Below are 25,499 nucleotides of genomic sequence, written 5' to 3'. Positions count from 1 at the left end.
AATTTGAGAGTGGGTGCATGATCGCTCCGGTTTCGGCCGGAGAGGAAAGTCCGAACTCTGCAGGGCAGGATGGTTCGTAACACGAACTCCGGGCGACCGGGGGAAAGTGCCACAGAAAACAGACCGCCTGAGCAATCAGGTAAGGGTGAAACGGCGAGGTAAGAGCTCACCGCTTCCATGGTGACATGGGAGGCACGGCAAACCCCATCCAGAGCAAGACCAAATAGGGAGATGTTTGAGGGCTGCCCGTCCGAAATCTCCGGGTAGGTTGCAAGAGGTGTTGAGCAATCAACATCCCAGTTAAATGATCATGGCCCCTCGCGGGGTACAGAATTCGGCTTATAGCCCACTCTCTTTTTCACATCACACCTTCTCATGACTGTAGCAGCGATCATTCCCGCAGCCGGAATCGGAAGCCGGATGAAACTCGATCATCCTAAGCAGTATTACAAAATTCACGGCACTCCGATCCTTGCCCACACCGTCAAACCGTTTCTGGATCATCCCGACATCATCGAAGTTGTGGTTGTGGTACCAGCTGAATGGCTCGATCACACCCACGAACTTCTCGAAAGCGCCGGCGTTGACACCAACCGGCTGACAATCATCGCAGGAGGCAAACGACGCCAGGACTCGGTTCAAAACGGTCTCCGTATTCTTGATAGTAAAACCGAAATCGTGCTTGTCCATGACGGCGCCAGACCGTGTATTACCCAGTCTCTCATCAGTCGCTGCATAAAAGGGGTTCAGACCCATGGAGCAGCTATAGTCGCGGTACCTGTCAAAGACACTCTCAAAAAAGGGAACCGTAAGAACCTTATCACCGACACCGTCAACAGGGATAACATCTGGCAGGCCCAGACCCCGCAAGGTGCACAATATTCCTTGTTGTGCAGGGCTTTTGACAAGGCAGAAGGAAAAGATGTCACTGATGAAGCGATGCTGCTTGAGCTCGCCGGTGTTCCCGTCGCCCTGGTGGAAAGTGAAGAAACAAATATCAAGATAACCAGACAGGAGGATCTCGCCCTGGCGGAGAAGATAATGCAACCACTCAAGTCCACCCCATTCCGCATTGGCCATGGCTTTGATGCCCACAGACTGGTAGAGGGGAGAAAGCTCATCCTGGGCGGTATCACTGTCCCGTATCATCTCGGCCTGGCTGGCCATTCAGATGCGGATGTTGTAACCCACGCCCTCTGCGACGGCTTGCTCGGGGCCCTGGGAAAAGGCGATATAGGGAGCCACTTCCCCGATTCAGACAAGACATATAAGGATATTTATTCCATAACTCTGCTTGAAAAAGTAATCGATTTCGTTAAAAACGCCGGGTACAGGGTGGGAAACATCGACCTTACCGTTATCTGTCAGGCCCCAAAACTTGCCCCGCACCTGAACAGTATGAAGAAAATCCTGGCATCTGCGTGCGATACGGGCGAGGAAAACATCAATATCAAAGCGACCACCACCGAAAAGATGGGGTACGCCGGCAGAGGCGAAGGTATAAGCTGTCATAGCGTCGTCCTTCTGCTCACCAACCACTAAAAAAATGAATCAATCTATAAATAGAGAACGGCTTGCGGAAACCTTCACTACACTCTGTGAAATCAGTAGTCCATCCAGAAAAGAAGGGGCGGTTGCACAGCATCTGAAAAAGTGTTTTGCAGAGCTGAGCGCCGATGAAATAATAGAAGACAACTCAGCCGCCCAAACAGGTTCGGAATGCGGTAATCTAATTGTCCGCTTCAATGGCAACAATAAGGCTGAGGGCGTCTTTTTCTCGTGCCATATGGATACGGTCGCACCGGCTGAAAATGTACAGGTGGTCCGCAACGGAGACGTGTTCACCAGCGCAGGCGAGACCGTACTCGGCGGGGATGATAAATCCGGGATTGCTGCAATCATTGAGCTGCTCCACACGATTAAGGAAAATAGCCTGCCCCATGGGCCTATTGAGATAGTGCTGACGACCTGTGAGGAAATAGGACTTCTTGGGGCCAAGGCCCTTGAACACAAACACATTAAGGCCCCCTACGGCTACGCCCTCGACTCCACCGGCATCGACTCTGTCATCATCGGCGCACCCGCCGCCAGCAAATTAAAGATAGAAATTCATGGCCTGGCAGCCCATGCTGGACTTAACCCCGAACAGGGCATCAACTCCATACAGATTGCCTCCGACGCCATCAACCGTCTTAAGCTCGGCCGTATAGACGAAGAAACGACGGCAAATATTGGCATAATAGAGGCTGGCGTTGCCACCAACATCGTGCCCCCCCTGACCACGGTTAAGGGAGAGGTTCGGAGCCACGACATCCAGAAGCTAAAAACCTACACCATGGAAATTGAAAAAGCTTTTCACGATGCCGCTGCTGATTACCACAACCCTTCTGCAGCCGATGGCCGAAAACCGACCGTCACCATCAGTACAGAAGGCGAATATCCAGCCATGAAACTGGAAACAGACAGCCCGGTGTTACAAAGACTCTACAAGGCTGAGAAATCTACCGGCAAAAAGTTGCAATACCTCGTTGCAGGAGGTGGCTCCGATGCTAATATAATTAATGGTTTTGGACTACCCACAGCTATTATTGCCACCGGTATGAACAAGGTACACACCATTGACGAGCAGCTGGATCTAAATGATCTGGCAAGTCTTACGGAACTGCTGATCGGAATTGCCTCCGAGCAGGAATAAAAAAGGTACAGCCACAGACACTGCCGAAAAATACAGGGGTATTTGTTGATTCTTGTTGAATTTCACAGGTAGTTGCTATAAAAATTTGTTCTTTGACGTTAAAGAAACTTAAAGGCGCAAAGAAAGTTCATCTTTGTGCCTTTAAGTGTTTTTACGTTTTCCGCATCGGTCAGATCCCGCCGACCCTTGTGCAGTAGAAAATAATACGGAAACTCCAATGGTAGACAATACGTGCTCAGCCCAGTCCCTTCGCCCCTCTCATGAATGTGGTGTGTGTGGCATTTTCGGTCATGAAGACTCAGCAAAACTCAACTATTTCGGGCTCTACGCTTTGCAGCACAGGGGACAGGAAAGTGCAGGTATCGCAACTTCAGATGGCAAGAGAATAGAGTTTCATAAAAATATGGGGTTGGTTCCCGAAGTCTTCTCTGAGGAAATCCTCAAAGGGTTGCACGGCAAGATGTCTATAGGTCATGTCCGATACTCGACCACCGGCTCATCGAATATTACCAATACCCAGCCGTTGGTTGTCAGCCATAAGGGGCAGACCATCGCCGTTGCCCATAACGGCAACCTCACCAATTCTATAACGCTTCGCAACCACCTTGAAGCCCAGGGCTCCATCTTTCAGACGACCATGGACAGTGAAGTTGTCCTGCATCTTCTCGCCAGGCCCTCACACCTCAGTTTTGAGGAAGCACTGGAAGAAACCTTTCGCTCCATGAAAGGTGCTTACTCCATGCTGCTGATGACCCCGGACAAGATGATAGCGGTACGTGACCCGGATGGTTTCAGGCCGCTTTGCGTCGGTAAGCTTAATAACGGTGGTTATATTGTTGCTTCTGAGACCTGTGCGCTGGACCTGGTGGACGCCGAATACATCAGGGACGTGGAACCGGGCGAATTGCTGATCTTCTTTGATGGAGAGATGCGTTCTATTTTCCCTTGGGCCAAGCAGTCGCCACACCACTGCATCTTCGAGTTAGTGTATTTCGCCCGACCTGATTCAGACATTTTCGGGACTTCCGTCTACTCCGCCCGTAAGCAGATGGGGAAGATCCTGGCTAAAGAAGCAAAAATCGATGCCGATTTCGTTATGCCCTTCCCCGATTCCGGAAATTACTGCGCCATTGGATATTCCCAGGAATCAGGAATTCCCCTGGAGATGGGTGTTATTCGGAATCACTACGTGGGGAGAACGTTTATCCAGCCAACGCAATCCATGCGCGACTTCAATGTCAAGGTGAAGCTGAACCCGGTTCGCGGGTTCTTAAAGGATAAGCGGGTAATAATCGTCGAGGATTCGATCATTCGCGGCACAACGGGTAAAAGCCGTGTAAGGGCTCTGCGGGAAGCTGGAGCCAAGGAAGTCCATATGGTGGTGAGCTGCCCTCCCACCCGACATGCCTGCTTTTACGGGATTGACTTCCCTACTGAATCACAACTTATTGCCTGCAACAAATCAATTGAGGATGTCGCTGAATACCTCGGTCTCGATTCCCTGCACTACCTGAGCCTTGATGGGCTTGTCGAAGCAACTGGTATGGATAAGGATAACTTCTGCCTGGCATGTTTCGACGGTAACTATCCTATAGCCCCGGACAGATCGTTTTGCAAGGATGCACTTGAATAGGTGAGAACCGTTACGGACGGGTTTTCCTGCTCATATCCGGCAAACGACACAGTTCTTACCGCTGTGTTTGGCTTCATACATCGCCTCGTCGGCCCGTTTCTTCATCCGCTCTTCGTCTTCTGCCAACTCCAGGTCTTTGTCCCTCTTGCAGGCTATGATACCAATAGAGAGAGTCGTTGAACCAAAAGAGGACTCCGCATACCTCAGCAGGATGCGCTGCACAATTTCCGTGGCCTGGGTGGCATTGGTTCCCGGTAGTAAAACCGCAAACTCATCTCCCCCCAGCCTGAAACACATATCCACATTGTGGCGCGTGCAATCCTTTAGAATTACGGACAACTCCATTAATACCTTGTCCCCTTCGGAGTGCCCATAGGTGTCGTTATAATCCTTGAAATTATCAATATCGACAATAGCCAGGAACACATCGTATCCCTGCCTGTTGGCCCGATCCACCTCCTCACTGAACCGCTGGTCAAAGGCTCTTCTGTTATAGAGAGAAGTGAGGTCATCACATAAGGACAGTTGTTCGAGACGGTGTATCAGATCGCGCTCACGAAAGGCCCGGGCCAGTTTGGCATCAAGCTCTGCCTGGTCAACGGGTTTTTTTATGAAATCCATGGCACCTGCCTTGATCACCTCTGCATAACTGGCCCGCTCACTAAAACCAGTCGCAACAATTACATCCGTTGCCGGAAATTTTTCATTAATTTCGGCCAGCAGCTGTAACCCGTCCATTTCCGGCATCACAACATCGGTAAATACGAGATCCACACTCGTCGCTTGCAAAATGGATAAAGCCTGCTGGCCGCCATCGGCAATAAGACACGTATATCCGAGAGAAGATATGAGTGCCTTGAGTGTCACCCGGACCATCTCATCATCATCAACGACAAGAATAACACTATGTTTATTTGTATCTTTCATTAATTATGTCATATATAAATAAAGAACATTGCCGAAAGTAATTCAGCCCATATCTCGTCATCACCCTTAAATCGGCAATAACCTAACATTTCATAATAACACTCACAAAATCTGAAAGTCCAGTTACTACGCCCCTTTTATCCTCTCTTTCTTTCAATTATTGTGTCAACATTCGATGATTTTACAAGAAATTATTTGGTAAACTTGCTTTGTTGGGAATGAATAGATAGGATGATTTTATGAAGAACAGCCAGTATATCCGACAGGCTGGAGATGACCCTGTTCATTCTCCAAAAGAAAATCGTGTCGGCGAACACACCAGCAATCGCAAGCTTATAGAAATTTTTGAAGGAGGGGAAGGTCCCGGCTGTGACCCCCTGACCGAAATACGTAATCTTGTCGTCACCATAACCCCAAACCACGACACCGGCTTCCTCGAACAGGTTCATGGCGATATTACTTTGATATTTCAAGGAAAGTACAAAAACTTTCGCCACTCAAGCACCAAATATCACGATCTGAGACATACCCGTAATGTAACTCTGGCAACTATCAGGTTACTGCACGGCCTGTTTATGGAAAAAACCATATTGCCTCCTGAAATTATGGAATTATGCGTTATCTGTGCCTACTTTCATGATACCGGCATGCTCCTCACCGATGAGGATACCGAACAATTCGGTTCTGCCTATCTCAAAAGCCATGAGGTGCGGTCGATATCATTTCTACAAAATTATCTTTACGATAATAACATGTTCGGACATTATATCGATGCGATACCGTCCATCATCAACTGTACAAATCTGACTGTCCACCCGGAGGACCTCGATTTCATTTCCCCCGAACTTCGCCTTACAGGTTGGGTACTGGGTACTGCCGATGTAATGGCCCAAATGGCCGATCGTTACTATCTGGAATCATTGCCGCTGCTCTACCAGGAGCAACTGGATGCAGGGATAGAATTACACAGTTCCTCTCTGGAGCTGATGCGCCGGACAACCCAGTTTTTCCATGAAGTCATTGAGTATCGCCTGCACTCTTCCTTTAACAATATCAGTACCGCCATGCAGACCCACTTCCGAGAATGGTGGGGTCTCGACCGAAATCTTTACATGGAACAGATAGAAAAGAACATCAAATATCTGGAATTTGTCGTCCAAAAGCACGACAGCGGTGAAGGGGGGTTGTACAATTACCTGCGCAGAAAACAGCCTCAGGTGGAGTAGCGCAGGCTATTTCTGACGCGGGTCTTTCCCCGTCTCAAACATCTCAAAAAGATCGTAAAAAGTTCTGGCAACAGCACTGAAATGAGTCACCGAGCCGGAGCTCACATAGGCTTTGGTCAACTCCATCGCCTTTACGAAAGCCTCACTGCTTTCACTTTTCTGTGGTTCTTTCAGGGCCTGAACCATCCTCCGGCCTATTTCATCACTCAATGAACCCCTCCCGTCCCTAAATTTTTTCACCCGAAGCAGTCCGGCTCAGCCATGATAGCAGTGCCGCACCCCGGTCTTTTCCCAACCGTCGAAGACGGCGGCGATACCATTTTGTTCAGCCTTTGTATACAGTCGTTTTAACTCACCGTCAAGATTGTCAACATGGTATGATTCAATAACCATGGAGCGCTTTACCTCTGTAATCTGCCACTTATTCCGTCCCACCCGACGACTTGCCCTGGCCTGACCCCGTTCACTGTTTTCCGCAAAGACAATGACCGTTGCAATCCCACCGGCAAAGGTGTCGCGTTCGGGGTGTTGTACGGACGGTTGCACATCATACTGGAAGAAAAATGGGTAAATCAAAGACATAGTATCTCCACCGGTATTCATCAATTAGAATGGAAACAACCCACACCAACCTGACGGCTCGATATTATCTCACCTAAAATTTTATCATTTCTCCTGGTTACGCCTTTCCACCCAAAAATTCCAGAGCTGTATCATAGATATCGATAAAGCTGTCAAATCCTGAAATTTCAAAGACCTCGCGAACATGATCCTGCATGGAACACGCTGCAAACATCTTGGATGCCGCTTTATAGGTTCGTGCCGTATTGAGGATGACACGTAAGCCGGCGCTCGATATATAATCGAGTTCATCACAGTCAATCAGCAGGTTTCCCTCCGGCTGGCTGAGATATTGTCCCAGATCATCCTCAAAGGCTGGGGAGGTCATGGAATCAAGGCGCCCGGTCGGTTTGATTATGACCGTATCATCTCGTTTATCTACAGTGTATTTCATAGTCTCTCCTGAATAGTTCAACCATCACCAAGACGCTTCCTGATCGAAACTATGTTTTTATCGTTTTCCCGCCTGTACTCAAGGCTATCGGTATAATGTTGGATCAGATGGATGCCGAGCCCCCCCGGGCAACGCTGGGACAGCGGCTTTTGAATATCGACAACCGGGGACCTTGTCGGATCAAACGGTGGTCCGTCATCACTGACCGTAAGGATAAGATCATCTTCGTCTTTTTCAAGTTTCACCTCTATTTCAGATGCACCCTGCGTGCCACCATGCATAATCACATTTGCGCATAACTCCTCAACAATCAAGCCCAGCTCCAGAATTTTCTTATCGCTGCAGCAGAGCCTTTCCTTTAATGCACTAATACCGGCACACAAGGTATCCAGCTCACTTAAACAGGTTTTGAGATGAAATTGCGTGTTCATAATAATGTTATACCATATTCTCTTCCCGGATGACCTTCCTTTGTATACAGCTGATCCGAATCCCACTCCCGAATAAGACGCAAAATCGTCTGAATGAGCAGTGGTGCCACCTCGGGAAACTTCTCTATTATGCTCTGGAACTGGTCCCGGCGCAGGAGCAACACCTCTGTTTTGTCGACCGCCTCTAAAGTATAAAAAGACGGCATCGAACCAAGCAGGGAAAGGCCGCACAGAAAAGCACCTGCTGTAAATCCGGTGACCGTATCGGCGTCTGAGTCTTGAGGAGGCAAAGCCTTTACTTCGCCGGTCATCACATACACGGCCAAACCGGGATCATCCCCTTGCCCGAGCAAGGTATCCCCTGCGGCATAGACCCCCTTCTCGCAAAGAAACGACAACAGCTTTAAAACCCTGCCTGGAAGCCCCTTAAACAATGGCAGCGTCTCCAACAGCTCCAGGCTGTGCTGGTATTCGGCAACCTGCTCTTGCCTATCGTTTTCCGGTAACAAGCTCATACAGTCCCCCTTTCCTGTCCATCAGCTCCTGGTAGGTGCCGAACTCCATCATTTTTCCGCTTTTCATCACCCCTATCTTGTCGAAAGTATCGATATTATCGAGCCTGTGAACAATTGAGATAATGGTACGTTTTCCCTTCCAGCGCTGCTCCATCAAACGCTGTATCCGGGCCTGAGATTTATTGTCCAGCGCCGAGGTAGCCTCATCCATAATGAGAATCGGCGGCTCTTTTAACAAGGCCCTGGCAATGGCCAGTTTCTGACGCTGCCCGCCTGAGAGATTATCGCCCATGCTGCCAACCTCGAACTCCATACCCCGAGCAGCGATTTCCTCCAGGCAGTCCTCTTCAATCAACAGGTGGACTATCGCCTGGTTGATCTTCTCCTGGGCATGCGGCAGATCTGAACGGGCACGACCGAAAAATATATTATTGAGAATAGATTCCCCAAAGATATACTCGGACTCATCATAATCGGTGAAACCACCAGTATAATGTGTATCAAGCCAGACCTGGCACGACCGCCTGGCCTCCAACACCGCCGTTTTCAAGCCTGCATCCAGGGAGCCGGTTTTATGCACTGCCGGTATGAATTTAAGTGCCAGCAGCAGCAGCAGCTGTTTATCCGTATCGGGCAGTCCTTTCATTCCCTTATTTTGCAAACGCACCAGCAGTGCACTGCATTCATCAAGCCGGGCCGCCGGCACCGGACTGAACCTGAAAAAGAACTCATCTTTCCCGATCCCGCGCAGCACATCTATGGTCTGTTGGCACAATTCCACACCCAGTGTCAACAACGGCTGAACCAAATTCTGCTCTTTGAGGTAGACGAGAAACTGCTTATTTTCAAGTAAGGTTTCAACGGTAATAGACCGATCTTCCGCCGCGCCAAACAACAGGTTATCGCCAACAGTAGAATGGTCGAGGTAGCTATCCTCCCGGTAAAATTCCACATAATCAGCCAGCTGTTCACCAAAATTCAGCCGAAAATTCTTGCGTATCCTGATGATCTTTTCTGCCATGACTCTATCATTTATATCGATATGGCTCTCAAGACCGAAGCGCATCACATCCACAAAAAGCCCCGCCTGTTGCAACGAAAGGATGAGTCTGTCCAGGGGTGGCTGTACATACTTCTCACGCGTACTGCTACATTGCTCGAGATCGTGTGACGCCTGTTCGGCATAAACGAGGTTCTCCATGATGGTACCGGTAAAGACAAACGGACTCTGTGTTATATAACCGACATTTGTAACGACATCGGTCTTTGTCATCTCATTAAGATCGTGTCCGTCGATGGTTACGGTCCCCGCATTGTACTGGTACATCTTGGCAAGGCACTGGGCCAGAGTAGATTTTCCACTCCCGGAAAAACCGACCAGAGCCATGTGCTCACCACTCGTCAAGGAAAAATGTACGCCTCTTAGCAACCGCACGCCTTCTCGCGTTTCAAACACCAGGTTTTTCACCTCGATATTACCTACAAGTTTCGGACTCTCTCCCTTGTACTCATTGGGATCAAACTCCGGTTCTGCAGAAAAATGGGTCATGGTCCGACTATAGCGAACCTTGGCATCCTGGTAGATCTGGTAAAAGTCAATCAACTCCTTCCATGGATCGTACAACTTCTCCTGGGCAGATAAAAAAGCGACCATGGCACCCAGCTCCAACTGACCCATCATGACAAGATAACCACCGAAAATGAATACTATAAATGGCCCCAGGCTGACAAAGAAATTATTGGCCGTCTTAATGCCAAAGCGGAGCAGGCTCCAGCGAATCCTTATTTTCCTGAGCGTCTCGGCGAGACTGTCGAACCGGCTGTTCTCCCGCTGGTACGCTCCATGCACCTGAACCTCATGAATACCCGTCACCGACTCGGTAATCTGACTCGACAATCTGCGAGACAAATCCACCCGCTCGGCATTTGCCGTATTCGCCTTTTTCTGGAGGATAGGGAGCAGAAAAACAATAAAGGGATAGATAAGCATGGTCGCCAGGGCAAGGCGGGTATTCAACCATAAAAGGTAACCGCCCAGTGCAAGCAGGGTCAGGATATTGGTAGCGGGCACTGCCAGCGCCATACCGGTAAACGTTCCGGCTGTACTCAACTCGGTCATAAGTGAAGAGACCACCATACCGGGCTGGGTTCTGCGAAAAAAAGACAAAGGCAGGGTCAGGATATGGTGATACAGTTCCCGGCGCATATTCATTATAGCCTGCTCCCCGATAAGGGATTGCAGGTAGTTGATTACCAACTTCAACCCCGAAGCACTAGCCACGGACGCCAGGTAGATAAGACAGTACACCAGGAGATTATCGAATTGTCGCAGCGCGATCGACTCGTTGATAATCCGTTTCTGCATCTCAAGCGGCAAGACACGGGCAACGACCACCAGCAGGATCACCACGCCAAGTACCACCTGCAGCTTGCCATTCCCTGCAAACACCCAGTAGTAAAGCGATCTGCCGGTTACTTTCGATTTTTTTTGATTACTCATCCGGACCGCATTTCCCAATTTTCACAACAACCAATGTAATATCGTCATTTTGCGCCGTATCGCCTCTGAAGCAAACTATTTCATGGTTAATAATTTCGATTATCCTTGCCGGTGTCTTTGCTGCATTTTCACGGATCAGCGCCTGCACCCTCTTCCTGCCGAACCGTTCTCCCTGGCTGTTCTCGGCATCCCAGACGCCGTCGCTGCCAATCAGGATTACCTGCAGCCCACTGCACATCTCCCGACTGTTCTGTTTATAGAGCCATTTGTCATCAACACCCAGCACGAAACCTTTGCCGTGGAGTTCGGAAAACTCATCGGTTTCAACCTGGTAGACGATGGCCGGGTCATGCCCGCAGCGAACCCATTGCAACTGCCGCTCCTTCAGGTCAATGACAAGGTAAAAAAGAGTGACAAAGTTTCCGGACCGGGAGGTATCAAGACACAGCAGCCTGTTGACATCCGTCACCGCTTCAGACGGCTCACCCGGACGCGTCATACGGCACCGTACAAGTGCCCGGACTGTTGTCATGAGAAGCGCCGCGCCAACTCCGTGTCCAACCACATCCCCGACAACCACCCCCATCTTGCCAGAACCGTCCAGATCCTCAAGCAGGTCGTAATAATCGCCGCCCGTCTCATCACAATAAACACTTGCACCGCTAACGGAAACAGGCCCGTCCTGGAAACCTGTCTGCGGCAGAAGATTCTGTTGAATCTCCCGGGCAATCCCCATCGCCTGCTGAAGCTGCATCCGCTCCCGGAGCTGGCTGGTCATTACGTTAAAATTTCTTGTCAACTCACCGACTTCATCAAGGCTTTTCACCTCTAAGGGTTCGCCGAACTTGCCTGCGGCCAGCGCCTCGGCTGCAACTGTCACATCCCTGATAGAATCGGTCGTATTGTTCAAACCCCTTCGAATCAACCAGAGTGCAAACAACAGACCGATTGTACCGGTAAGTAAATAATAAAACCTGAACTGCCGTATGGGTTTAAACACCAGATTACCGGGAGCTACCACGACAACAGTCCAGGGCGCCTCACTGAGCCTGAAAAAACCGCTGATTTCACTTGGCAGCAATCCTTTTCCGAAAACGACTCCTTGTTCGCTCTCCTGAAGCTCATCCAGGGTTCTGCTCTCAAGGTCATTGGCTCCGCCGAATTTTCCAAGCGACTCGCGAACATCCCTTTTTCCAATCAAGGCTGTCCGGGTGAGAACGTTACCGCTGCTATCAACCAGGAACAACTCATAATTCTCATGTGTCTCCGAGATGTTGTCTATCAGCTCGTAAAACGAGATCTTCACCTCCACCCGGCCTAGTGTCTCGTCCTTTTCATCCCGAAACTCGCTAACCAGTGAAACTGTTTCCCCATTCAGTTCCTCATCATACTGCGGAGTGGTTACATCAAGCCGTTCCACCCGATGAAACATCATACGCCCTGCCATCCTGGCGGAATCCGAATTGGAACGTCCACCGGACAACGTTGCCTGGGTCTCCCCAAACCACTCAAATTTCACGTCAACAACACCATCCGAGTTCCTGATCCTGTCCATCAGGAAACGGCTCACCTGCCGGTTCATCTCCTTTCCGGACTCTCCCTGAAAGATAGACAACAACCGCTTCATCCTCAGCAGCCGGCTGTCAATCATAAGCGCAGAACGCTCAAGCCTTGCAATAGCTGTCTGTTGCCATTGATTAAGCAGTACACTGCGGACCAGGATTACATTCACCATCCCCATTATTAAAAGGGTGAGGAAGGTGGGCAGCAGTATGAACAGCAGCGTCCGCTGCTGCAGGCTCCTGGGCTGGATTATCTCCGATATTTTGTTCGCCATTGTCTCAATAGGTGGCAAAGGAATGAAAAAAGATGTGGATTCAGTAGGATTATACGACCCCAGGATAAAATAACAAATGGTATCGCATTATTTTTGATACTGTCCTTCGGCCCGGACAGACAATCATGTAATAGATGGAAGTTACAGGGGTTGTCTCTCTTTTTTCTATGTAGAAAGAAATTGTGGTTACCCCCGTTATACGATAGAGTACTTGCAGTTATTAACAAATTCATCCGGCCTCTTTCGGCTGGGAATAGATAGCGCAGTCAAGGAGGTTTACATGGAAGAACAGATCTATATCCTTACAATGCTGGTGGCCAACAAACCCAGCGTCACCTCGCGGGTTACCGGGCTCTTTTCCGGAAGGGGTTACAATATGGAGTCCATCTGCGGTGCCCCGACCCATGAACCGGAGATATCCCGCATTACCATTAAGACCAAGGCCACACCAGACCAATTTATCGAGATCCAGGCCCAGCTCAACCGTCTTATCGATGTGATCAAATTACGGGATATGACTCACGATGAGAAGTCAGTCAAGAGGGAGATGGCGCTTATCAGCGTCGCCGTTACCCCACAGAATAGAACTGAGCTCATCCAGGTAGCGGACATCTTCAACGCCAAGATCGTCAACGCTGGCAGTGACTCCTACATCGTCGAGGTTACAGGGACAGAAGACAAGGTTAATGCCATTATCGACCTGCTGCGCCCTCTTGGCATCAAGAAGCTGACCAGGTCAGGTGTTTTGGCCCTCTACCGGAACCTTGAAGAATCACACAAGCTGCCAGAATAAAAAATAGTTTCTGACACAATCACCGTTGCAGGAAAAGCATGGAACAGAATCAAATTGCCCGCAGGATGGATTTTATCGCCCCTTTTTACGTGATGGATCTTCTCGCGCGGGCAAAGGAACTTGAAGCAGAAGGTCGCTCGATTATTCACATGGAAGTAGGTGAACCCGATTTTGACACCCCGCAACTCATTATCGATGAAGCGAAAAAAGGACTGGACCTTGGTTTCACAGGTTACACACCCGCTGCCGGTATTCCACCTCTGAGAGAGAAAATAAGGGACCATTACCGCAACACATTTGACGTTGAGGTTAAAGCCTCAAGGATTATGATCACACCAGGTTCTTCCGGTGCCCTGCAGCTGGTAATGGGTGTGCTTGTCAATCCCGGTGAATCAGTCCTGATGACAGATCCCGGATACCCCTGCAACAAACATTTTGTCGCCGCTGTAAACGGTGTAGCCAAACCGTTGCCGGTGGGGCCCGATACCGCTTACCAACTTAGTGCTGAACTGATCGAGAAACATTGGGACGATACGACCAGGGCAGCCATGGTCGCCACGCCCTCCAATCCGACCGGTACCCTGCTGAGCAAGCAAGAGCTTTCAGACATCTACGATGTGGTCAGGGGCAAGGGCGGTATGCTGATTGTGGACGAGATATACCAGGGATTGGTATATGGCCGTAAGCCGTTCTCGGCCCTCAGCGTCACCGACAACATCATTGTCATCAACAGCTTCTCCAAATATTTCACCATGACAGGCTGGCGGCTCGGCTGGCTCGTCGCGCCGGAACATTATATTGAGGCCATCGACCGACTGGCCCAGAATATATTTATCTCAAGTACTGCATCCTCGCAGTTTGCCGCTCTCAAGGCCTTTGATCCCGAGTGCATTGAGGTTCTCGAAAAACGGCGGGAGGAATTTTGCAAACGTCGGGATTTCCTGCTTCCGGCCCTGAGCGAACTCGGCTTCAAATTCCCGGTCGTACCCGAAGGGGCCTTCTACCTGTACGGTGACTGTTCGGAACTGACCGATGACAGTTTTTCATTTGCCTACGACCTATTGGAACAGGAAGGTGTTGCGATTACGCCGGGCAAGGATTTCGGAAGCAACAAGCATGAGCATCATGTTCGATTTGCTTACACCACCGAAATAGACATGATGCAGGAAGCAGTAGCGAGGATTCGCCGCTTTCTCGGCAAGTAATTGATACAATAAAAAGAGACAGAATTATGAATAACGCCGATATATTAGCAAAAAGTCTGGTTGATCTGGGGGTCGATACCATTTTCGGTTTCTCAGGGGCCACCATTTTACCGGTCTTTCACGCCATTGCCGAACATGACATTAAGATTATTGTAGACGCCAATGAGCAGTCCTGCGCTTTTGCCGCCGGAGGATACTCCCGGGCAAGCGAACGGGTGGGAATCGCAGTTGTCACCTCAGGACCCGCCATTACCAATACCCTCACCGCCGTTGCCGACGCCCATGCGGATTCGATCCCTATGCTGGTGTTTGCAGGCCAGGTTGCGCAGACCAGGCTGGGTTCAGATGAGTTCCAGCACATCAATGTAAAATCTGTCTTTGCCGATGCGGCCAAGAAGGTTGTGCTGGTATCAGAACTCCAGAATGTGGAAGAAGTGGTCAAAGATGCCTACTACTATGCCAAATCGGGCAAACCCGGCCCGGTGGTTATCGACTTTCCCTTTGATATCCAGCAGGCAGATGGCGACTACCAGGCCATCGACCCGATCCGGTTTCGTAATAAGTACGATGAGGAAAGGCATCTTGGTGAAAACCAGTGCCGTCAGTTTTACGACCTGCTGAAATCCAAAAAGCGTCCACTCCTATATATTGGGGGTGGCCTTAATTCCGAGGCTGCCAGTAATCGAATAAGGGCATTTAACAGACGTTTTGGCGTCCCATCCATCAATAGTCTTATGGGCAAGGGCGTACTCAACGAGAAGGCTGACTGGGCACTCGGCATGCTCGGCATGTTCGGGGTTCCCAGCGCCAACCTGGCCATCCAGAAGACCGATCTGTTTGTGGCGTTCGGGGTACGTTGGGATGATCGGGTCTCCCAAAAGGTTGGGGAGTCAGGCCTGGAGGCCGATATCGCCTATTTTGATATCAATCCGAAAAAAGTACAGGAGGTTCGTTTTTCACGGGAACCGAAATTCTCCTTTATCGGCAAGGCGGAAGCGGCCCTGGATGATCTCCTCAACTATGCGGAAAAATACGACATTCGCCTCGACATTGGTGAATGGCAGAAATACACCCTGCAGCTCAAGCAGGATTATCCGCTCAATTTCAATCGCCAGGCACCAGCCATCCAGCAGGCTGAAGTGCTGGAGCTCCTCTCGGGATACATCACGGAAAACACCAAGATAACTACAGGCGTAGGCAACCACCAAATGCTCTCCGCCCAGTATCTTATCACCCCTTCTCCCAAATCATTTCTCACCGCAGGCGGTTTCGGCCCCATGGGATTTTCCCTGCCTTCAGCAATCGGGGCCCATCACGCCAACCCGAATACCACGATTATCGCCATCGACGGCGACGGCAGCCTGCTGATGAACCTGGGAGAACTCTTCACCATCGGCAAATACCAACTGCCAATCAAGGTATTGATGCTCAATAACCACGGTGACGGTATGGTCCGCAACATCCAGCACTTTCAGCATAATGGCAATTTTGTTGGGACCAGGAAGGTTACGGACGTGGCCTTTGCCAACGTGGCAGAAGAGATGGGTTTTGTTTTTCACCAGACCGTTCGTGAAAGAAACCAGCTGAAAGAGGCGATGGAAAACCTCCTCAGCGCTTCCGGACCGGCATTCCTTGAGGTGATGTGTGATGTGGATGAGATTCTCTATCCCCGAATACCGGCAGGCCAGGGATATGACGGCATGATCCTTGGCCCCTACATGGACAAATCAGACCCAAAGTAGCGTATTTTGATTTGACCCGGAGAATTCACCGACGATCGGCAATGTGGCATTGGCAGAAGCAGGAGGAGGCATGACCACATTGCCGAATCGGCGCGCTATTTGAAAAACGGCCGCAAGCAAGTAACACGTTTTTCAATTTTGTGTTACTTTAATGTGGAAATAATCTCTCGTCAAGCTAGTTTTCAAAAAAGATGGCTTTTCAGGTAATTATCCGGGACCCCTGTTGAGGCCCCGGTAGAGGAAGTTTTACTTGGAGTAGGCAGTGGAGGTGGTATCGCCGCCCTCACCGGTCCAGTTGGTGTGAAACCATTCACCCCGTGGCTTATCAACCCGTTCATACATATGGGCGCCGAAATAATCCCGTTGAGCCTGGAGCAAGTTGGCGGGCAGTTTTGCAGTGCGAAGACCGTCAAAGTAGTTGAGGGCTGCCGAATGACACGGAAGCGGAATACCGGCGGACATACCAGCCGTCAACACATTCCGCAGACGAGCCTGTCCCTTGGTCACGATATCCTTGAAATAGGGATCGAGCAGCATATTCGCCAACCCAGGCTCACGGGTATAAGCATCAGAAATCCTGTCAAGGAAGACCGAACGAATAATGCACCCGCCCCGCCATATGCGTGCGATTTCCGCCAGGTTCAGATCCCAGCTATACTGGTCCGAGGCTGCCTGCAGCAGCCCGAATCCCTGGGCGTAGGAGATAATCTTTGCGACATACAGCGCTGTCCCCAAATCACTAAGCAGGGCCGCCCTGTCCCCCTCATATACACACTCAGGTCCTGCCAGCTCTCGTGCTGCCGACTCCCTTAGCTCTTTGAGGCTCGACAGACAGCGGGCAAAGACGGATTCACTGATCAGCGAGAGCGGTACACCGTAGTCGAGAGCACCGATAACCGTCCACTTGCCGGTTCCTTTCTGGCCCGCAGCATCGAGGATGTTCTCGAGCAGGGGGGAACCATCCTCATCAAGAAACGCGGTGATGTCCGCTGTGATCTCAATAAGGTAGCTGCTCAGCTCACCCTGATTCCAATCTGCGAAGGTAGAATGAATTTCACCGCTATCCATACCAAGGATATCTTTCATGAAATGGTACGCTTCGCAGATGAGCTGCATATCACCGTATTCAATACCGTTATGAACCATTTTCACAAAGTGTCCGGCCCCACCCGGCCCCATCCAGGCCGTACATGACGAACCGTCATCAACTTTAGCCGCGGCTGCGGTGAAGACAGGCTCCAGGTGTTCCCAAGCGCTGGCGGACCCTCCCGGCATGATAGAGGGACCTTTCAGCGCCCCTTCTTCTCCACCGGAGACACCGGTGCCGATATAGCGTAGTCCTTTACCCTCCAGATAATCCTGTCGTCGCACCGTGTCATGGTAATTGGAGTTACCCCCGTCGATAACGATATCACCCTCGTCAAGAAACGGGAGCAACTGCTCGATAAACTGGTCCACCGGTTCCCCGGCCTTCACCATCATCATGATCTTTCTGGGAGACTCCAGGCTGGCCACAAAATCCTTAACCTCCCGGTACCCTGCGATATCCTTTCCTTTAGCCCGGCCCTCGAGAAACTTTTCTGTCTTCCCATAGGTGCGGTTGTAAACCGCAACAGAAAACCCTTTGGACGCCATATTGAGCACCAGGTTCTCCCCCATGACCGCCAGCCCTGCAATACCAATTGTATATTCCATTTGTTACGCTCTTTTCTTTGTTATAAATTGTGATATTCCCTGAACAATATCTTCAACTGCCGCAGCAGGGGTCGATGCAATGGAGACGATCAGGCCATCTTCAGGCTCTTCCAGCGTCCGCAATTGGCTGGTGAGCAGATCCTTATTCATATACTGGTGTGTTCTTGCCGCTATTCGGTCACGAAGCAGTTCCGGGGAACCCTTGAGATATGCCGACACCACCGATTCCTGGTTCACCCCGAGTGCCACCCGGTACTTATTCTTTAAGGCAGAGCAGGCCAGGATCATATTCTCTTCGCTTCCCACAGCATCATCTATCATGTTCCGCAGGTACTGCAGCCATGGCAGCCGATCATCATCATCGAGAGGTACGCCCGATTTCATCTTTGCCACATTGGCGGGAGGATGAAAATCATCAGCATCCTCGAAACGCCATCCCAGCCGGTCCGAGAGAAGCCTTCCCACCGTTGTTTTTCCGCAACCCATAGGGCCCATAAGTACAATGACCATCACCAGCCTACAGGTTAACAAGCCATAAAGCGATATTGGGATTCAACACCACTAAAGAGAGGGCCAGGAGCTGCATGAGGATAAAGGGCCATACCGAGGCAAAAATATCCATAAGTGTAATTTCGGGTGGTGCTACACTCTTGAGATAAAAGGCGGCAGGCCCGAATGGCGGGCTCAGGAAAGAGACCTGCATATTCATGCAGAAGACCACTCCGAACCAGACCGGGTCGTACCCAAGCCCCGTGACAATGGGCACAAAAATCGGCATGGTCAACAGGGCTATACCAATCCAGTCCATAAACATGCCGAGGAAGATTAGGATTCCCATCATCAACAGAATAATCAACAGCGGGCTGACATCAAGTCCCAGTATCATCCCCTGGACGAAACGATTCCCACCCATTAGATTATAGACGCCGATCAGCGCACTTGCAGAAATACCTATCCAGATAATCATACCGCAGGTACGCATGGTTTGTACAATACTCTCCTGCAGGACGGTAAACTTCAATTCCCTGCGCACTGCAGCAAGCCCCAGTACCGCCGCCACGCCGACACTTGCCGCTTCGGTAACGGAGGCGATACCTCCGTAGATGGAGCCGAGCACAAAGAAAATAATCACACCCGGTGCGGCAATATCCATAAACACTTTGCCGATTGAAACGGAATCGTCGCGCTCGGTATTCGAGGGAGCCAGCTCCGGCTGGAGATAACACCGCACCAGAATATAAATCAGGTAAAAGCTGGCCAGCATGAGGGCCGGCATAACAGCGCCGGTAAAAAGGTCCCCGATGGAGACGTTCGCCGTCAGGCCGTAGATGATCAAGACAATGGAAGGCGGCACCATGGTACCAAGCGATCCTCCGGCACAGACCGTACCTATGGCAAGCTTTTTATCATAACCAAGCCGAAGCATCTGTGGCAGCGCCAGCATACCGAGTAGGACCGTCTCCCCACCTATAATACCGCTCATGGCAGCCAGGAAAACGGCAACGACAAGGGTCTGCACCGCTACCCCACCCCGAATCCGGCCGCCGAAATACTGCATGGCGTTATAGAGATCCTTGGCGATATTAGTCCTATCCAGCAGGGACGCCATCAAGACAAACATGGGAACAGCAATGAGGGTATACTCCCCGACAAAACTATATATTCGACTGGTGAGCAGCGGCAGTACATTGGGACCGAACCAGCCGATAGCAAAGAACATTGCCACAAAACCGGTCAGGTAGGCCAACGGCTTTCCCAGGATCAGCAGGACAATCATCATGCCGAACAGCAGAAAGGTCCCCCATTCGACACCAATTGCAGATAACTCAAACATGTGACGACTCCTCCCGGGTTACTGTTCGCTGTTCTCTTCCGGCAACGGCTCCCGGAGAATCTTGATCTTTATCCACAACTGCTGAATCGCCTGCAGGGTCATCAGGAGGACCACGATAAACAGCACCGTCTTCACCACCGCAGGAGCCGGTGAATTAAAGGCGGAACCTGACCGCTGGAGCCTGAACATACCCGTCGGATCGAACAGGGCTTTCTCGGTCATCACGTACCCTGCCCAGGCCAGCCCTCCGCAAAAAAGCAGACTCATCACCCCGACGATGACGTCAACGATTCTCCCTAACCTCGGTCCCATTGCATCCCGGATCACCGTCACCCGAATATGACGATCCTCCGCCATGCAATAGGAGCCACCCCAGAGCATACCGATCCCGACCAGCATGAGAGTCGTCTCATGCGCCCACGATGTGGGCCTGTTAAACCCGTACCGGAGAATGACCTCGCACACCGAAATCACCACCGCCACAAAATACAGCCAGCCGATAACGTTGCCCAACCTGACGATCCATATATCGAGCCAGGTCATGGGTTGACCAGTCAAAGTCCTTCGAATATCCGTTGTCTGTTCATCCATTCCAGAACCTCTTTACTATCAGCCCCGACCACAAATGTGGCCGGGACTGATAAACCGTTAATTACATCAAGCCCTGAGACTTCATAAATTTTACGAGTGCATCCGCATATTCTTTGGCAATCGGGGATTTCTCGGTCACACTCCCCCACTGTGCCTGAGCAATATTTCTAAACTTGGCACGCTCTTCAAGTGACCAGTCAGATATCTGAATTCCTTCCGCACGGGCCTTGGCGGCAGCTTCAAGATCCTGCATCTCATACTGAAAGAAAACCTCTGTAGCCAGGCGCCAGACTGCTGTTTCCATCATGGTCTGGACGTTTTTCGGCAGACCGTCCCAGATCTCTTTGTTGATGGTCACGACCTGCAGCGGCATGGAATGGAACCCCGGGAATACCGGATATTTTCCGATCTTGTGCATGCCCTGCTTGTGATTGACAGAGAAAAGAGTGTAGTCGGCAGCATCGATCACTCCTTTTTCCAGAGAGGTGTAAACCTCGGAACCAGGCAGGTTGACAGGGGCGGCACCGGCAGCGGCAAACACCTTCTGTACCATGCCTTCCGGAGCCCGCATTTTCAGCCCTTTCAGGTCATCGACACCGTTGAGCGGTTTTGACGAAACAAATGCCTCAACACCTGTAATGACCACACCGATCAGGTGCACATTGTACTTGTCATACAGTTTCTGGAAAATTTCTTTACCGCCGCCATAGTTCAAAAACTTCAGGGCTTCAGATGGATGTCCGAATGCTCCAACAGTGTTGCCGATCAAACCGAATGCCGGGTCATGCCCTGCGAAATAGGACGGATCGGTAAACTCACCCTGCAAAATACCCGCGCTGACCGAATCAAGGGTTTCGTTATACTGGACAACAGAACCCACCGGAGCAACGGAGATCTTCACCTCACCGTCGGTCATTTCAGACATCCACTTGCCATAATTTTCAGCCATCTGATACATGAAAATGCCAGGCTGGTCTGACGATTGGAACGTCCACTCGTACTTTGCCGCATGAACCGGATTACACGCCAGCGCCAGCGCCACTGCCACACTACCAATTACCTTTTTAAACATACTGCCCTCCTCGTTGTTTGGCGTTTCGATCCCCAACCGCTACGGCTCGGGACCTGTTTGACTCACACAAAAACGTCATTCAATTCGCTGTAGTATGTCCTGCCGAAACGGGATATTCAGTTCCTGCAGATCATAGACGGTTTTACCAAGGACACGCTTTGCCTCGCTGCGTGCCAGATCCGGCTTTCTGGCACGAATTGCCTCAAAGAGCCGGGAATGGTTGTCAATAGAGGTGGATACTGATTCGACCTTTTCAAAGGTTAAGCGGATAATCAACTCAACCGAAACCATGCAGAGGTCCCGCAGCCGGGCCAGGAAGATATTGCCTGAGGTATCGAGGATGATATTGTGAAAATCGATATCTCCCTGAATCGACTCGGGACTTCTCATATTTTCTCCCTCTTTCATGCGAGCAAGCGCTTCCGCCATGGCCATGAACTGCTCCATGGTCCCACGTGTCGACGCCAGCGCTGCTGCCTCCGGCTCTATGATCAGGCGGATCTCGACCAGATGCTCAATGATCGAGGTGGCCATATCCGACTCGCGCAACCAGCAAAGCACCTCAGGATCAAGCAGCATCCAGGACGACAGCGGCTGCACCGTCGATCCTTCTCCCTGCTTGGAGGCAATCATTCCTTTTGACACCAGAACGCCAATAGCCTCCCGCACCGCTGTGCGGCTGACGCCAAGTGACTCGCACAGCTCTCCTGTCGAGGGCAGCTGCTCATCGACTCGGAGGGATTGTGAGAGTACCTGATGCAGGAGATATTCAATCACCTGCCAACGGACTTTGGGGTGTTTGACAAAAACCGGGTTTTTATATGTAAATGTCTGTTTGTCTGTCATGGGGCAATCCGCACCTTACCATTCGGCCAGGGAGCCATCGTCATGGCGCCAAACCGGGTTACGCCAGCGATGCCCCTCTTCGGCCATCCGGCTTACTGTTTCTTCATCCACCTCGATTCCCAGCCCGGGACCTTCAGGGATAGATACCATACCATCTTCACACGCAAACACCTTGGGGTCTTTAAGATAGTCGAGCAGGTCGCTGCCCTGGTTATAATGGATACCCAGGCTCTGTTCCTGGATGAAGGCGTTATAACTCACCGCGTCCAATTGCAGGCAGGCCGCCAGTGCTATCGGACCTAATGGACAGTGGGGAGCAAGAGCGACATCATACGCCTCTGCCATAACCGCAATTTTTCGGCACTCGGTTATACCGCCGGCATGGGACAGATCAGGCTGGATAATGTCGGCCGCCCCGGATTCAAGAAGTTTTTTGAAATCATACCGGCTGAACATACGTTCTCCTGTCGCGATAGGAATATTACAATGTCTCCTGATCTCAGCCAGCTCCTCGATATGCTCAGAGAGCACCGGCTCTTCGATGAACATCAGGTTGAATTGTTCCAGCTCACGGCCGATGATCCTGGCCATCGGCTTATGAACACGTCCGTGAAAATCAACCCCGATATCAAAATAGGGGCCGCAACTCTCACGAATTGCCGCCACCCGTGCCACCAGCTCATCGATCTTGCGGTGGCTGTCTACAATCTGCATTTCGTCAGTGCCGTTCATCTTGACCGCCGTAGCACCACTTTGCTGTGCCTTTAACGCTGCCTGGCCAACATCTGACGGACGGTCGCCACCTATCCATTGATAAACCCTGATCCTGTCCCTGCATCGGCCTCCAAGCAGGTCGTGAACAGGGACGTCTAACCGTTTCCCCTTGATATCCCAGAGTGCCTGGTCTATTCCGGCCAGTGCGCTCATCAGTATCGGTCCCCCCCTATAAAAGGCGCCCCGATACAGTTCCTGCCAGATATCCTCTATGCGCGAAGGATCCCTGCCAACCACATAGTCCATCATTTCATGGACTGCTGCTTCCACGGTGTGTGCCTTCCCCTCAATGACCGGTTCACCCCAGCCAACCAGTCCGTCATCCGTCTCGATTTTGAGAAATAACCACCGCGGTGGAACGATAAAGGTTGAGTAGCGTGCTATTTTCATCTTCTCTCCATCTGGTAATTTGCTATCATCCAGGGAGCGGGAAAATACAGGGTGTATTTTTTCTCGCTTTAAAAATATTATTTTTGGGTTATAAAATTATGTGTACACCAGGTTACTCACAGCAGTCAATAAAAAATAAGGATCGTCACAATGACCGAACTCGTAGCAATTGATTGGGGTACATCCTCATTTCGTCTCTATATCCTCGATTCTCATGGAAATATCACAGAGAAGCATGTGACAGATGAAGGTATTATGGCAGTCGAAGGCAGACAGTATGGTCAGGTACTGAAAAGAAATCTGGAAGAAATGAAGATTGGTGGTGATCTGCCGATTATCTGTTCCGGCATGATTACCAGCAAAAATGGCTGGTTTGAGACTGAATATGTTCCCTGTCCCGCAACAGCCGGGGACATAGCGGCAAACCTCGCCTGTTTCGAAACAACAGATTTTGGTCGCATTCATTTTGTGCCCGGTGTCAAGCAACTCGAACCTCAACCGGATATCATGAGGGGAGAAGAAACCCAACTCCTGGGGCTCACTTCCCAGGCAAGGCAGGTTATCATTTTGCCCGGCACCCACTCCAAGTGGGTGACCGTCGAAAATGAAACTATTCTTGAGTTTACAACATTCATGACTGGCGATCTCTATAATGCCCTGACCAGTAACACGATACTCCAGGCCGTTAAAAGAACAGAATGGTCTGAGGAAGATTTCAGGGCCGGTGTGTGGGAAGGTGCGGCTCGGATCAGGTGCGGCAACGGGCTGCTGGCCGGCCTGTTCCAGACTCGGGTCAAATCAATCCTTGAACTGGATGGCAGGGCTGCCAGCGCAAGTTATCTCTCAGGTTTTCTTATCGGCACGGAAATTGGCGAAGCGGGAAAAACTGGCTTTAGCACCTCCGACAACCTGCTCATTGCGGGAGGCGATACATTAACCAGGTACTACAGGACGGCACTCGCCGAGCTTGGGATAAAAAGCAAACCGGCGCCAGCCGACAGCGCTGCTTACGGACTCTTCAGGATTGCCAGGTTGAAAAAACTTATCGGTTAGGGGGGTGTCCGGGAATATCTGGCCATATCGGCTGGTAAAATATCCAAACCAATCCTCAACAACACCATCAAACAGGAACAAGGAACATGAACCTTCTGCAATCGCTCAAAACCTTTCCATTTATTGCAATCACAAGGGGAATAACCCCGGACCAGGCGCCCACTATAACGCAGGTTCTTTACGAAGAAGGCTTTCGCATAATTGAAAATCCACTCAATTCACCGGACCCGATCGAGTCAATCCGGGCAATGAGTGAGACTGTCGGTAGTTCTGCCATGATAGGCGCTGGCACCGTTACCGACCCGAAGCAGGTGGTTTTGGTGAAAGAGGCGGGGGGAAGCATCATCATCTCACCCCACTGTGATCCAGCCATCATCCGTGAAACCAAAAAACAAGGGCTTCTCTCCATGCCCGGTGTTGCAACCCCTACTGAAGCGATGACTGCGTTGCAAAACGGTGCAGACGCCCTCAAACTGTTCCCTGCTGAAATGATTACCCCCCGGATAATAAAGGCGTTCCGTGCCGTACTCCCTCCGGAAACCCTGTTGCTGCCTGTTGGATCTATAACCTCCGACAACTGGCAACCTTATATGAACGCGGGTGCTTCTGGTTTTGGTCTGGGCTCATCCCTTTTTCGCAATGAACTTACGCCGGATCAACTTCGGAAGAACGCTAAGGCGTTCGGCCACAGTTGGGAAAAGTATCCCGCTAACCCCTGAGTGGGA

24 protein-coding genes and 1 other RNA gene are annotated in these 25,499 nt (G+C 50.7%); 10 read left to right on the top strand and 15 right to left on the bottom strand.

Annotated features, from left to right (window positions below; translation table 11 throughout):
* Positions 1–5: 5 nt before the first annotated feature.
* From rnpB to purF, 4 genes are all read left to right on the top strand, one after another.
* An RNA gene (rnpB, locus tag GA520_RS24895) (RNase P RNA component class A) lies at positions 6–358 on the top strand.
* A 17-nt stretch (positions 359–375) separates the two neighbouring features.
* Positions 376–1,542: a 2-C-methyl-D-erythritol 4-phosphate cytidylyltransferase gene (ispD, locus tag GA520_RS24890; RefSeq protein ID WP_163336110.1), complete on the top strand. Its 1,167-nt coding sequence runs from the start codon at positions 376–378 to the stop codon at positions 1,540–1,542.
* A 4-nt stretch (positions 1,543–1,546) separates the two neighbouring features.
* The gene (locus tag GA520_RS24885; protein ID WP_163336109.1) at positions 1,547–2,695 is read left to right on the top strand and encodes a M20/M25/M40 family metallo-hydrolase; all 1,149 of its coding nucleotides are present in this window, start codon (positions 1,547–1,549) and stop codon (positions 2,693–2,695) included.
* 217 nt (positions 2,696–2,912) lie between these two features.
* Complete coding sequence (purF, locus tag GA520_RS24880) at positions 2,913–4,328, top strand: amidophosphoribosyltransferase (protein ID WP_163336108.1); 1,416 nt, start codon at positions 2,913–2,915, stop codon at positions 4,326–4,328.
* Positions 4,329–4,358: 30 nt separating this feature from the next.
* Here purF and GA520_RS24875 read toward each other — a convergent pair whose 3' ends face one another.
* On the bottom strand, positions 4,359–5,255 hold the full coding sequence (locus GA520_RS24875) for a diguanylate cyclase (RefSeq protein ID WP_163336107.1): 897 nt from the start codon (positions 5,253–5,255) through the stop codon (positions 4,359–4,361).
* 239 nt (positions 5,256–5,494) lie between these two features.
* On the opposite strand from GA520_RS24875, the gene GA520_RS24870 reads away from it, so the two are divergent.
* The gene (locus GA520_RS24870) at positions 5,495–6,481 is read left to right on the top strand and encodes an HD domain-containing protein (protein ID WP_163336106.1); all 987 of its coding nucleotides are present in this window, start codon (positions 5,495–5,497) and stop codon (positions 6,479–6,481) included.
* A 6-nt stretch (positions 6,482–6,487) separates the two neighbouring features.
* Here the strand turns inward: GA520_RS24870 and GA520_RS24865 are convergent, their stop codons facing one another.
* The 7 genes from GA520_RS24865 to GA520_RS24835 all read right to left on the bottom strand — a co-directional run bounded on the left by GA520_RS24865 (position 6,488) and on the right by GA520_RS24835 (position 12,779).
* Complete coding sequence (locus tag GA520_RS24865) at positions 6,488–6,691, bottom strand: hypothetical protein (protein WP_163336105.1); 204 nt, start codon at positions 6,689–6,691, stop codon at positions 6,488–6,490.
* Positions 6,692–6,736: 45 nt separating this feature from the next.
* The gene (locus tag GA520_RS24860) at positions 6,737–7,063 is read right to left on the bottom strand and encodes a hypothetical protein (RefSeq protein WP_163336104.1); all 327 of its coding nucleotides are present in this window, start codon (positions 7,061–7,063) and stop codon (positions 6,737–6,739) included.
* 97 nt (positions 7,064–7,160) lie between these two features.
* On the bottom strand, positions 7,161–7,496 hold the full coding sequence (locus GA520_RS24855) for an STAS domain-containing protein (RefSeq protein ID WP_163336103.1): 336 nt from the start codon (positions 7,494–7,496) through the stop codon (positions 7,161–7,163).
* 17 nt (positions 7,497–7,513) lie between these two features.
* A complete protein-coding gene (locus GA520_RS24850) occupies positions 7,514–7,927 on the bottom strand; it encodes an ATP-binding protein (protein WP_163336102.1) in 414 nt (137 codons plus the stop codon).
* Positions 7,924–8,442 carry a Crp/Fnr family transcriptional regulator gene (locus GA520_RS24845; RefSeq protein WP_163336101.1) on the bottom strand — a complete coding sequence of 173 codons (519 nt, stop codon included), beginning with the start codon at positions 8,440–8,442 and terminating at the stop codon, positions 7,924–7,926. The genes GA520_RS24850 and GA520_RS24845 overlap by 4 nt, the downstream gene beginning before the upstream one ends.
* Positions 8,417–10,942, bottom strand: coding sequence for an ABC transporter ATP-binding protein/permease (locus GA520_RS24840; RefSeq protein ID WP_163336100.1), 2,526 nt, complete (start codon positions 10,940–10,942; stop codon positions 8,417–8,419). Before GA520_RS24840 ends, GA520_RS24845 begins: the two co-directional genes overlap by 26 nt.
* Entirely contained in the window at positions 10,935–12,779 is a 1,845-nt protein-coding gene (locus GA520_RS24835) for a PP2C family protein-serine/threonine phosphatase (RefSeq protein ID WP_163336099.1), read from the bottom strand. The genes GA520_RS24840 and GA520_RS24835 overlap by 8 nt, the downstream gene beginning before the upstream one ends.
* A gap of 280 nt (positions 12,780–13,059) precedes the next feature.
* Here GA520_RS24835 and ilvN point away from each other — a divergent pair, with 280 nt between their 5' ends.
* From ilvN to GA520_RS24820, 3 genes are read left to right on the top strand one after another with little or no spacing between them, the layout of a single operon-like run.
* Entirely contained in the window at positions 13,060–13,572 is a 513-nt protein-coding gene (ilvN, locus tag GA520_RS24830) for an acetolactate synthase small subunit (RefSeq protein WP_163336098.1), read from the top strand.
* Between the two features lie 38 nt (positions 13,573–13,610).
* The gene (locus GA520_RS24825) at positions 13,611–14,777 is read left to right on the top strand and encodes a pyridoxal phosphate-dependent aminotransferase (RefSeq protein WP_163336097.1); all 1,167 of its coding nucleotides are present in this window, start codon (positions 13,611–13,613) and stop codon (positions 14,775–14,777) included.
* Positions 14,778–14,803: 26 nt separating this feature from the next.
* The gene (locus GA520_RS24820; protein ID WP_163336096.1) at positions 14,804–16,519 is read left to right on the top strand and encodes a thiamine pyrophosphate-binding protein; all 1,716 of its coding nucleotides are present in this window, start codon (positions 14,804–14,806) and stop codon (positions 16,517–16,519) included.
* Positions 16,520–16,765: 246 nt separating this feature from the next.
* On the opposite strand, the gene gnd is transcribed toward GA520_RS24820, so the two are convergent.
* The 7 genes from gnd to dgoD all read right to left on the bottom strand — a co-directional run bounded on the left by gnd (position 16,766) and on the right by dgoD (position 23,721).
* Positions 16,766–18,214 carry a decarboxylating NADP(+)-dependent phosphogluconate dehydrogenase gene (gene gnd / locus GA520_RS24815; protein ID WP_163336095.1) on the bottom strand — a complete coding sequence of 483 codons (1,449 nt, stop codon included), beginning with the start codon at positions 18,212–18,214 and terminating at the stop codon, positions 16,766–16,768.
* A gap of 3 nt (positions 18,215–18,217) precedes the next feature.
* Positions 18,218–18,724: a gluconokinase gene (locus GA520_RS24810; RefSeq protein ID WP_163336094.1), complete on the bottom strand. Its 507-nt coding sequence runs from the start codon at positions 18,722–18,724 to the stop codon at positions 18,218–18,220.
* A gap of 7 nt (positions 18,725–18,731) precedes the next feature.
* On the bottom strand, positions 18,732–20,048 hold the full coding sequence (locus GA520_RS24805) for a TRAP transporter large permease subunit (RefSeq protein ID WP_163336093.1): 1,317 nt from the start codon (positions 20,046–20,048) through the stop codon (positions 18,732–18,734).
* Positions 20,049–20,066: 18 nt separating this feature from the next.
* Positions 20,067–20,639, bottom strand: coding sequence for a TRAP transporter small permease subunit (locus GA520_RS24800; protein ID WP_163336092.1), 573 nt, complete (start codon positions 20,637–20,639; stop codon positions 20,067–20,069).
* 61 nt (positions 20,640–20,700) lie between these two features.
* Positions 20,701–21,711: a TRAP transporter substrate-binding protein gene (locus tag GA520_RS24795; RefSeq protein WP_163336091.1), complete on the bottom strand. Its 1,011-nt coding sequence runs from the start codon at positions 21,709–21,711 to the stop codon at positions 20,701–20,703.
* A 75-nt stretch (positions 21,712–21,786) separates the two neighbouring features.
* The gene (locus tag GA520_RS24790; RefSeq protein ID WP_163336090.1) at positions 21,787–22,557 is read right to left on the bottom strand and encodes a FadR/GntR family transcriptional regulator; all 771 of its coding nucleotides are present in this window, start codon (positions 22,555–22,557) and stop codon (positions 21,787–21,789) included.
* A 15-nt stretch (positions 22,558–22,572) separates the two neighbouring features.
* Complete coding sequence (gene dgoD / locus GA520_RS24785; RefSeq protein WP_163336089.1) at positions 22,573–23,721, bottom strand: galactonate dehydratase; 1,149 nt, start codon at positions 23,719–23,721, stop codon at positions 22,573–22,575.
* A gap of 150 nt (positions 23,722–23,871) precedes the next feature.
* Here dgoD and GA520_RS24780 point away from each other — a divergent pair, with 150 nt between their 5' ends.
* A complete protein-coding gene (locus tag GA520_RS24780; protein ID WP_163336088.1) occupies positions 23,872–24,774 on the top strand; it encodes a 2-dehydro-3-deoxygalactonokinase in 903 nt (300 codons plus the stop codon).
* An 86-nt stretch (positions 24,775–24,860) separates the two neighbouring features.
* Positions 24,861–25,493, top strand: a complete 633-nt coding sequence (locus tag GA520_RS24775) for a 2-dehydro-3-deoxy-6-phosphogalactonate aldolase (RefSeq protein WP_163336087.1) — start codon at positions 24,861–24,863, stop codon at positions 25,491–25,493.
* Positions 25,494–25,499: the final 6 nt, after the last annotated feature.

The organism is Desulfopila sp. IMCC35008, from assembly GCF_010646885.2.
Taxonomy (GTDB): Bacteria; Desulfobacterota; Desulfobulbia; order Desulfobulbales; family Desulfocapsaceae; genus Desulfopila.
Note: the sequence above shows the minus strand (reverse complement) of the source record. Positions and strands in the feature narration are given on the sequence as shown.